At 63.2% G+C, this 8,008-nt stretch carries 11 protein-coding genes; 5 read left to right on the plus strand and 6 right to left on the minus strand.

What is annotated here, in order from left to right:
• The coding region (locus VFA16_RS01070) for a family 1 encapsulin nanocompartment shell protein (protein ID WP_324966035.1) at positions 1–403 on the plus strand (403 nt) is incomplete at its 5' end.
• Between the two features lies 1 nt (position 404).
• Here VFA16_RS01070 and VFA16_RS01075 read toward each other — a convergent pair.
• Positions 405–1,304: a LysR family transcriptional regulator gene (locus tag VFA16_RS01075; protein ID WP_324966036.1), complete on the minus strand. Its 900-nt coding sequence runs from the start codon at positions 1,302–1,304 to the stop codon at positions 405–407.
• 156 nt (positions 1,305–1,460) lie between these two features.
• Between VFA16_RS01075 and VFA16_RS01080 the strand changes: the two genes are divergently transcribed.
• On the plus strand, positions 1,461–2,201 hold the full coding sequence (locus VFA16_RS01080) for an SDR family oxidoreductase (protein ID WP_324966037.1): 741 nt from the start codon (positions 1,461–1,463) through the stop codon (positions 2,199–2,201).
• Positions 2,202–2,237: 36 nt separating this feature from the next.
• Positions 2,238–3,326 (plus strand): SDR family oxidoreductase, encoded by a 1,089-nt coding sequence (locus VFA16_RS01085; protein ID WP_324966038.1) that lies wholly within the window; start codon positions 2,238–2,240, stop codon positions 3,324–3,326.
• Between the two features lie 114 nt (positions 3,327–3,440).
• Here the strand turns inward: VFA16_RS01085 and VFA16_RS01090 are convergent, their stop codons facing one another.
• Positions 3,441–3,959 (minus strand): helix-turn-helix domain-containing protein, encoded by a 519-nt coding sequence (locus VFA16_RS01090; RefSeq protein WP_324966039.1) that lies wholly within the window; start codon positions 3,957–3,959, stop codon positions 3,441–3,443.
• A 419-nt stretch (positions 3,960–4,378) separates the two neighbouring features.
• Here VFA16_RS01090 and VFA16_RS01095 point away from each other — a divergent pair, with 419 nt between their 5' ends.
• Positions 4,379–4,717: a hypothetical protein gene (locus VFA16_RS01095; RefSeq protein ID WP_324966040.1), complete on the plus strand. Its 339-nt coding sequence runs from the start codon at positions 4,379–4,381 to the stop codon at positions 4,715–4,717.
• A 7-nt stretch (positions 4,718–4,724) separates the two neighbouring features.
• On the opposite strand, the gene VFA16_RS01100 is transcribed toward VFA16_RS01095, so the two are convergent.
• The 4 genes from VFA16_RS01100 to VFA16_RS01115 form a co-directional block, all read right to left on the minus strand.
• Entirely contained in the window at positions 4,725–5,612 is an 888-nt protein-coding gene (locus tag VFA16_RS01100) for a fructose bisphosphate aldolase (RefSeq protein ID WP_324966041.1), read from the minus strand.
• Positions 5,613–6,047: 435 nt separating this feature from the next.
• Entirely contained in the window at positions 6,048–6,722 is a 675-nt protein-coding gene (purQ, locus tag VFA16_RS01105; RefSeq protein WP_324966042.1) for a phosphoribosylformylglycinamidine synthase subunit PurQ, read from the minus strand.
• Positions 6,719–6,958 carry a phosphoribosylformylglycinamidine synthase subunit PurS gene (purS, locus tag VFA16_RS01110; protein ID WP_324966043.1) on the minus strand — a complete coding sequence of 80 codons (240 nt, stop codon included), beginning with the start codon at positions 6,956–6,958 and terminating at the stop codon, positions 6,719–6,721. The genes purQ and purS overlap by 4 nt, the downstream gene beginning before the upstream one ends.
• A 66-nt stretch (positions 6,959–7,024) precedes the next feature.
• The gene (locus VFA16_RS01115) at positions 7,025–7,702 is read right to left on the minus strand and encodes an ATPase (protein ID WP_324966044.1); all 678 of its coding nucleotides are present in this window, start codon (positions 7,700–7,702) and stop codon (positions 7,025–7,027) included.
• Positions 7,703–7,734: 32 nt separating this feature from the next.
• Here VFA16_RS01115 and VFA16_RS01120 point away from each other — a divergent pair.
• Positions 7,735–8,008: MBL fold metallo-hydrolase (locus tag VFA16_RS01120; protein WP_324966045.1), on the plus strand; the 274-nt coding region annotated here is incomplete at its 3' end.

Consider the following 8,008-nt stretch of genomic DNA (forward strand, 5'->3'; position numbering starts at 1 on the left):
AAGCGCGAGCTCCAATCCTGCGCTGCAGCTACCCGCCGATGTGCGCGACTTCCCCGACGTGATCAGCCAGGCGCTGTCCGAGTTGCGGTTGGCCGGGGTGGACGGCCCGTATGCGGTACTGCTGTCGGCCGACGCCTACACCAAGGTCAGCGAGACCACCGAACACGGGTATCCGATCCGCGAGCATCTGCGCCGGCTGGTCGACAACGACATCATCTGGGCGCCCGCAATCGACGGCGCCTTTGTACTGACCACCCGCGGCGGCGACTTCGACCTGCAGCTCGGCACCGACGTGGCGATCGGTTATCTGTCCCACGACGCAGACACGGTGCAGCTCTACCTGCAGGAGACGATGACATTTTTGTGCTACACCGGCGAGGCCTCGGTTGCGTTGACCGCCTAGTTCAGGTCGCGGACGGCAGTTCGAACGACGCGACGAGGTGGGCGACGTCGCGGCGGCGCAATTCGGCAGGCCACACTACCCAGGTGCGGCGCACGATCGGCTGACCACTCAAAGGGGCCCACTTCACATTGTCTGGCAGTGGCTTGAGCTGGTTTCCCGGCGCCAGCGCGAAGGCGTGTCCGCCGCTGACGGCGGTGAACTTAACGGCAGCAATCAGTTCGTGACCTTCGGGCGGCGGCGGACCGATGTTGATGCCATGGCTTCCTAAGATGCCGGTCAACTCGTCATACCAGGCCGGACTGCTCGAGCGGGGGAAGCCCACCCACTCCAGCTCGGCAAGCTCATCGAGACGCACGCCGTCGGGGCCGACGAGCCGATCAGCCAACGTCGATTCCAGGAGTACACCGAGGTCTTCGCGGGCCACCAGTAAAGCATCGAATTCGGATCCTGCGGGACGTTCGCGCACCAGACCGACGTCGAGTTCATCGCTGCGCAACGCCGCGAATTGCGCAGCGGTCGACAGGTGACGCGGAACCACTCGCGTCTGTGGGGACTCGACTGCGAATTTGACGAGCGCTCTGGGCAGTACATCGGGATCCAACTCCAGGGGAACGCCGAGCCTGATTACGTTTCCGGACTCGGCGCGATAGCTGCCCATTGTGCGGACAGCTTGGTGGTAGCGAGCCAGCACCGCACGCGCCTCGGCGAGTAATGTCGCGCCCGCTTGGGTCGGCCGTACGCCAGTACTGGCGCGCTCCAACAGCGTGACTCCGAGCTCGCGCTCGAGGGCGCTGACCGTCTGCGACAGCGCAGATTGGCTTATGTGGAGGCGACGTGACGCCGCCGACATGCCACCTTCCTCGACCACGGCCACAAAGGCGCTTAGTTCCCGCAACTCCATAACTGTGGCCGTTCTACGACACCGACTGGCTACGTCAGCCTACTAATAACGCTCATAAGCCAGATGCATAGCCGCGATCCGGGGTCGGAATTAATGGGCACGCGCCGGTGCTATGCGCCACAGTGTCCACAGTGGTTCATTTAGGAGGCGGCTGCGATGGCAATAACTCTTCAAGGTTCGCGCGCCCTGGTCACTGGCGCTACCGCGGGCATCGGGCGCGCGGTCGCACTGCAACTCGGCGCCCTGGGCGCCGAAGTGGTGGTACACGGCCGCAGCGCTGAACGCGGCAGCAAGGTGGTGCAGGAAATCCAAAACGCTGGGGGGACGGCACGTTTCGTCGCCGCCGACCTCTCTGATCCCGATGACGTACGCCGGTTGGCGGCCGAGGCAGGTCCAGTGGACATCCTGATAAACAATGCCGGTGTCTATAAGTTCGGCACGACCGCCGAGACCGACGATGCGTTCTTCGACGAGCACGTCGACCTCAACCTTCGTGCCCCGTACATCCTGGTACAGCAACTGGTGCCGGGTATGGCCGAGCGGGGCAATGGCGCCGTTGTGAATCTCAGCACTGTCGCGGCTGCTGTTCCGGCGCGTGCGGGCGGCATCTACGGTGCCACGAAGGCCGGCATCGAGTTGTTGACCCGGGTCTGGGCCGACGAGTTCGGCCGGTCCGGGGTGCGGGTAAATGCGGTGCAGGCCGGGCCGACGGAAACTCCCGGCACCGCTGCCTCCCCGGGCCTCACCGACGGGCTAGGTGCCCTCACTGCGCTCGGCCGGGCCGCCAAAGCCGACGAAATCGCCAATGCCATAACATTTCTGGCTTCCTCAGCTGCCAGCTATATCAACGGCGCGATCGTGCAGGCCACCGGTGGACAGTTAGCGATCGCCCCGTAGCGTCTGCTGTTCGCGCACCACGAAAGGGAGATCTTTATGGCACACAAGGTGCTGGTCACCGGTGCGAGCGGTTTACTCGGGGTGGCTGCTATCGAGAAGTTCTTGTCGACGGGTTGGAAGGTCATCGGAGCGTCGCGTCGCAAACCAGAGCTATTCAGCGGCCGCGACATCGAGTTCTTGTCGGTTGACCTGAGGAACGAGGCTGCGGCCCGCGCGGCGTTCGAACCCTTGACCGACGTTACCCATATCGCCTACACGGCGCTTTACGAGCAGCCCCAGCTGGTTTCCGGTTGGTCGAGCAAGACGCAGATCGACACTAACAACGCCATGCTGCGCAACGTTGTGGAGCCGATCCTGCACAGCGCGACAAACTTTCAGCACATCAGCATCCTGCAGGGCACCAAGGTCTACGGCGTGCACCTGCATCCGATACCGATCCCCGCGCGCGAACGTGACGCCCGCCGCGATCATGACAACTTCTTCTTCGACCAAGAAGACTACGTGCGAGAAGTAGGCGCCAAATACGGCTTTGGCTACACGGCACTACGTCCGCAACTGGTTACCGGAGCGACGCCGGGTGCGTTGAATGTGCTTCCGGCGATCGGTGCCTATGCCGCCATCCGGCGTGAGAGCGGCGAACCTTTCGGCTTCCCCGGTGGCCCCTCGTTCGTGTGGGAAGCAGCCGACGCCGATCTCGTCGCTGACGTGATGGTGTGGGCGGCGCAATCGCCGCAAGCAGCCAACGAGGCGTTCAACGTCACGAATGGCGATGTTTTTGAGTGGCGCAATGTGTGGCCGGCACTGGCCCAGACCTTGGGCGTCGAGGCCGGGCCCGATACACCGATGAGCCTGGCTGGCTACCTCAACGACCATTCCGGCGTATGGGATCGCATCGTGGCCAAATACGACCTGCGCCCGCTGAGCCTGCGGGAACTGGTTGGCCAGGGTGACCAGCACGCAGACTTCGCATTCGCCTACGGCGCACCTGAAGGACCACGTGCCTTTGTGAGCACCATCAAGCTGCGCCAGGCTGGATTCACCAAAACCGTTGACACCGAGGATGCATTCCGCAACGCGCTGCAGTCGCTCATCGACCACAAGTTTCTGCCACCGGCAGTGATGTGACGACGTGGCCGCTCGGTGCACCTGAACCGGTCGCCTGCTGCGCCGGAGGCACAGACACCAGGCAGGCCACGTCATTTGGGCGTCCACACCGCGAATCGGTCTGATCGCGAGCAGCTATGCGCTTGAGGGCTGCGGGTTGGTTGGCTCCTGGTGGAGAAGGCGGGTGATCAGGTGGGTTCCCGGTCCGGGAGCCGCGCCCGGCCCGAGCGCAACGTCGAGGGTGTCGCGGGTCAGCGGCTTCCCGCAGGTCGAGCAGCACACTTCCGGCGTGCAGGGGTGCCCTTCGTGACTGAACAGCATGGGGGGTCCCGCCGGTGGCGCCGCCCAGCGGTCGCCCCAAGCGGTGAGCGCGATCAAAATCGGGATGAGGTCGCGACCGGCCGCGGTAAGTCGGTAACGGTCGCGGGGCGGCCGTTCAGAATAGCGAACGCGCTCGACGATGTTTGCCTCGACGAGACCCTTCAGGCGGTTGGTCAGCAGATTACGCGAGATGCCGAGGTTGGCTGCCAGGTCATCGAAGCGTTCCAAACCAAGAGCGATATCTCGGATTATCAGCGGTGTCCACCAGTCCCCGATCAGGTCCAGGCTCCGGGCCAGTGAGCAGTGGAAATCGGCGAAGCTGGTCTGACGCATGTCCCTCAGTGTAGTCAGTTGCTTTATTGAACTCAACCTGCTAGCTTACTGAGTATAGCCATTGAACTCACTACCGCTGAGGGAGGCGCCCGATGTCCGTATCAGTAGCGACTCGGCCCCAAAAAACCGACGAAGAAGTGGTTGTCGAGCAGGTTCCAATACCCGCCGACATGGCCAGGCGGTCGCCAAGTCTTACCGCCGACAACGACGCCGCTTCGACCGCCGCGGCTGGACCCGCAATCGATCGCAGGACCCACACGCACGAGGTGGAGGGCGCGCGCGTCGGTCCGGCCTCGTTGCCGGAGGCTGACGCCCGGCCACACACTCTGCCGAACCTGGGTTTCCTCGAGTCCGCCCGAATGGACCGGGAAATGGCACGAGAAATGGGCCAGCGTTCCCAGCGGGGTCAGAAGTCAGCGATGTCCATCACGACTGCACTTCTTAATATGTCGACTCAACGCTTGTTCGTCCTCGCGGCCGGCATCGCGCTGTTGACGGTTGGCCTGGTGGCACTTCGCTTGCCCGTCTTCCTCGCCGACTTCGACCAGTGGGGCTTCCAAATCAATTGCGGTAGCGCTTTCCATGAAAGTTTGACCCAGGCTGGTATCGCTGACGCGGCAGGAAGCAACTTCGTTGATCAATGCCAGTCAGCCATAACGATGCGCCGCGCCTGGACCATTCTCCTGGTGGCGACGGGAGCGTTGCTTCTCAGCGCATTGCTGGTAATAGCGCCGCGTCCGCGTCCGGTGAACTTTTAGACCCCGGTTACGTCACCGAGGCGTTGTAAATTGCCTCGATATTCGAACGGAGCTTGTCGTTGAATTCCACATCGGTCTGGTCGACGGTCAAGCCCTCCGTCAAAGCCCGCGAAAAGCTTGCGATCAGGCGGTGGTTACGGGCCAGGATTTCGCAGCTTTCCGCGAGGCTGTAGCCACCAGATAAGGCGACCACACGCATGACCCGGGGATGGTCGATCAGCGGGGCATAGAGGTCGTCTTCGTCGGGCAAAGTCAGCTTGAGCATGACCTGCGTACCTTCGGTGAGCTCGTCGAGCTTCGTGCTGAGCGCCGCCACCAACGCACTGTCCGCTTTGGGCTTGTCGGGGCATTTGATGCTGACCTCGGGTTCGATAATCGGCATGAGTCCGCGCTCAACGATTTTGTGCGCATAGGCGAACTGCTGGTCGACGATGGCTTTGATGCCCTCATCGTTCGGCTCTTGAATAAACGAACGCATTTTGGTGCCGAAAACGCCCTTGTCGACTGCCCGATCCAACAAGGAGTCCAGCTTCGTCATCGGCTTCATGAGCTGCACACCATTTTCAGCGTCAGCTAGTCCCTGGTCGACCTTGACAAACGGCACGATGTGCTTTTGCTTCCACAGAAATGCCGCAGTGTCCTCGCCATTGATGGTTCGGTCCATCGTCTGCTCGAAAAGAATGGTTCCCAATATTTTGTCGCCGGAAAAGCTGGGACTCGACATGAGACGCTCGCGCATCTGGTGGATAAGATCGAACATCTGCTCGTCGCTGTCGTATGCGTCCTGCGGAATCCCGTAAAGCTTGAGTGCTTTCGGTGTGCTGCCGCCGCTTTGGTCCAGCGCAGCGATAAAGCCATTTCCCGACGCCATTACGTTGCGTTGCTCTTCGTTCACAGCCATCCTTCCGTCGTTCCTGTAATGGGCCGGCCGGCACGCCGCCAGCGATCGTCACCGCGGCCACGCTAGGTGCGTTACGGGCGCCCACAAATCCCGGTTCTGGAGATCTTCGGCCCTCAAGTTTCTAGCATCGCGCACCGGCAGCACATCCGGCTACTACTTTCGAACAGATCTGTGCCCACATCTCGCACCTCGCCCTCTTGCCGAAGCCACGTTGACGTGCTGCCGATCGCTGCGTGGTCAACGTGCGGGATTGCCGGCAAGCGATAAGGGAGTGGATACCAAGGCGAGTACTTCAGATGGACAGCTTACTCAACGGCGACACTGTGGTCGGCAGCCAAAGTCTCTCGCCTGCAAGCCTTTCGGCAATAAGCAAACTAGTCATGCGCTGCCATTGGTGCGCCCACCTGCTAGCCGGCAGCTGGCCTGAAATCAGGCTGCCAGAACGGAATCCAGCGCGGAGTAGAACAGTCCAAGGCCATCGTCAGAGGGACCGGTCAGCGCCTCAATCGCATGCTCGGGATGCGGCATCAACCCGACCACGCGGCCATTGGCCGAACTGATGCCGGCGACGTCACGCAGCGAGCCGTTGGGGTTGTCGTGGTAGCGAAACACCACCCGGCCTTCGCCTTCCAGTTCGTCGAGCACCTGCTGCGGGGCGACGTAGCGGCCTTCGCCGGACTTCAACGGCACCAGCAAGTCGGCATCGGCCTCAAACCGAGATGTCCACGCCGTCGCCGTCGACGCCACCCGCAGCCACACGTCGCGGCAGATGAAATGCAAGCCCGCGTTGCGGGTCAGCGCTCCGGGCAACAACCCGGCTTCACACAAAACCTGAAAACCGTTACAAATCCCCAGTACTGGCAGGCCATGGCTTGCCGCGGCGATCACTTCGCTCATCACCGGGGCGAACCTGGCGATCGCGCCGGCCCGCAGGTAGTCGCCGTAGGAAAACCCGCCCGGCACGACCACCGCGTCAACACGCTTGAGGTCAGCGTCGGCATGCCAGAGGCCGACAGCGTCGGCGCCGACGAAGCGCACCGCCCGGGCGGCGTCGACGTCGTCGAGTGTGCCGGGAAAGGTGATAACGCCGATGCGGGCCGTCATTGCGGTTCCCGGCTTATGGTCCAGTCTTCGATCACGGTATTTGCCAGCAGGGATTCCGCGATCTCGGCGAGCTGGGAATCGTCGACGGTGTCGTCGACCTCCAACTCAAACCGCTTGCCCTGCCGTACATTCGAGATCCCGGCGTGGCCGAGCCGTCCGAGCGCACCGACGATCGCCTGACCCTGCGGGTCGAGAATCTCGACCTTGGGCATCACGTGCACAACCACCCGGGCCACGGGCGCTCCTCGCTGTCGGACCTGACTGCTCGGTGCCAACTTTACCGGTGAACCAGTGTCGGCCGGTTATGGGCAAGAGCCGATGTAGGCCGCGCAGAGCGGGCCGCTCATCGCGTCGAGAACCTGCCCGTCGGACAGCGTTGGCCACGGCGTCTGCGGCGGCGCCGTCGACCACAGGCTCAGTTCGCTGATGCTGCTGTTCTGGGGCTGGGCGACCAGGTAGGTGTGCAGGATAACCGGCCCGCTGATCACCGCGGCCAACCGGTTGGGTTCGTCGACGGTGATGGACGGCGACTGGTTCGGCGCGCCCAGCTGGCAGCCGCGCAGCGCGGCCGCAGCGATGCTGAACACGCTAGACGCATTTTGGCCACCGCGCGCGGTGTCACCGCGCCAATGCAGCACCTGGGCCTGCAACTGCCACTGACCTTGAGGGTTGGCCACCGTGGCGCGGCTCGCGACGGCAGAGTCGCGGGAGTCACGCGCGAATGGCGGTGTGGCGCAGAGTTCCTCGAAGCGGAACTGCGGGGTGGTGCCGGTCCCGGTCATGGCCGCCGCCACCCCGGACAATGTCGGCCACCTGTATACCGAGCTCAGCGGGACAGCCCCCGCATTGATCCACGCTGAATCTGGGATCCGGTCGCACACCGGTGGACAGCTCTCAGGGTCAGCCAGCGCAGGCAGCGCGGACAACGGTGCTACCGCCAGGCCCCCGGCCAGCAGCATCGCCGCCACGATTAGCCGCATCGGCACACCCCCATGAGCGCACAATCGTAGACATGCAACTGACGCATTTCGGCCATTCCTGCTTACTGGCTGAATTCGACCACACCACCATCCTGTTCGACCCCGGAAACTTCTCGCACGGTTTCGAGGGCATCACCGGACTGTCGGCGATCCTGATCACCCATCAGCACCCCGACCACGTCGACACCGCGCGGCTGCCAGCGCTGATCGACGCCAACCCGGACGCCGCGGTGTACGCCGATCCGCAGACCGCCGAGCAGCTCGGCGCGCCGTGTCAGGCCGTGCAAGTGGGCGACGAGCTGACCG

The sequence above is a fragment of the Mycobacterium sp. genome (genome assembly GCF_035653355.1).
In the GTDB taxonomy this organism is placed as follows: Bacteria; Actinomycetota; Actinomycetes; order Mycobacteriales; family Mycobacteriaceae; genus Mycobacterium.

Coding starts and splice junctions, on each gene's coding strand:
- VFA16_RS01115 (WP_324966044.1), bottom strand. CDS start 7,702: ATGCGGCTAATCGTGGCGGCGATGCTGCTGGCCGGGGGCCTGGCGGTA.
- VFA16_RS01075 (WP_324966036.1), bottom strand. CDS start 1,304: ATGGAGTTGCGGGAACTAAGCGCCTTTGTGGCCGTGGTCGAGGAAGGT.
- VFA16_RS01085 (WP_324966038.1), top strand. CDS start 2,238: ATGGCACACAAGGTGCTGGTCACCGGTGCGAGCGGTTTACTCGGGGTG.
- VFA16_RS01095 (WP_324966040.1), top strand. CDS start 4,379: ATGTCCATCACGACTGCACTTCTTAATATGTCGACTCAACGCTTGTTC.
- VFA16_RS01090 (WP_324966039.1), bottom strand. CDS start 3,959: ATGCGTCAGACCAGCTTCGCCGATTTCCACTGCTCACTGGCCCGGAGC.
- purQ (WP_324966042.1), bottom strand. CDS start 6,722: ATGACGGCCCGCATCGGCGTTATCACCTTTCCCGGCACACTCGACGAC.
- VFA16_RS01080 (WP_324966037.1), top strand. CDS start 1,461: ATGGCAATAACTCTTCAAGGTTCGCGCGCCCTGGTCACTGGCGCTACC.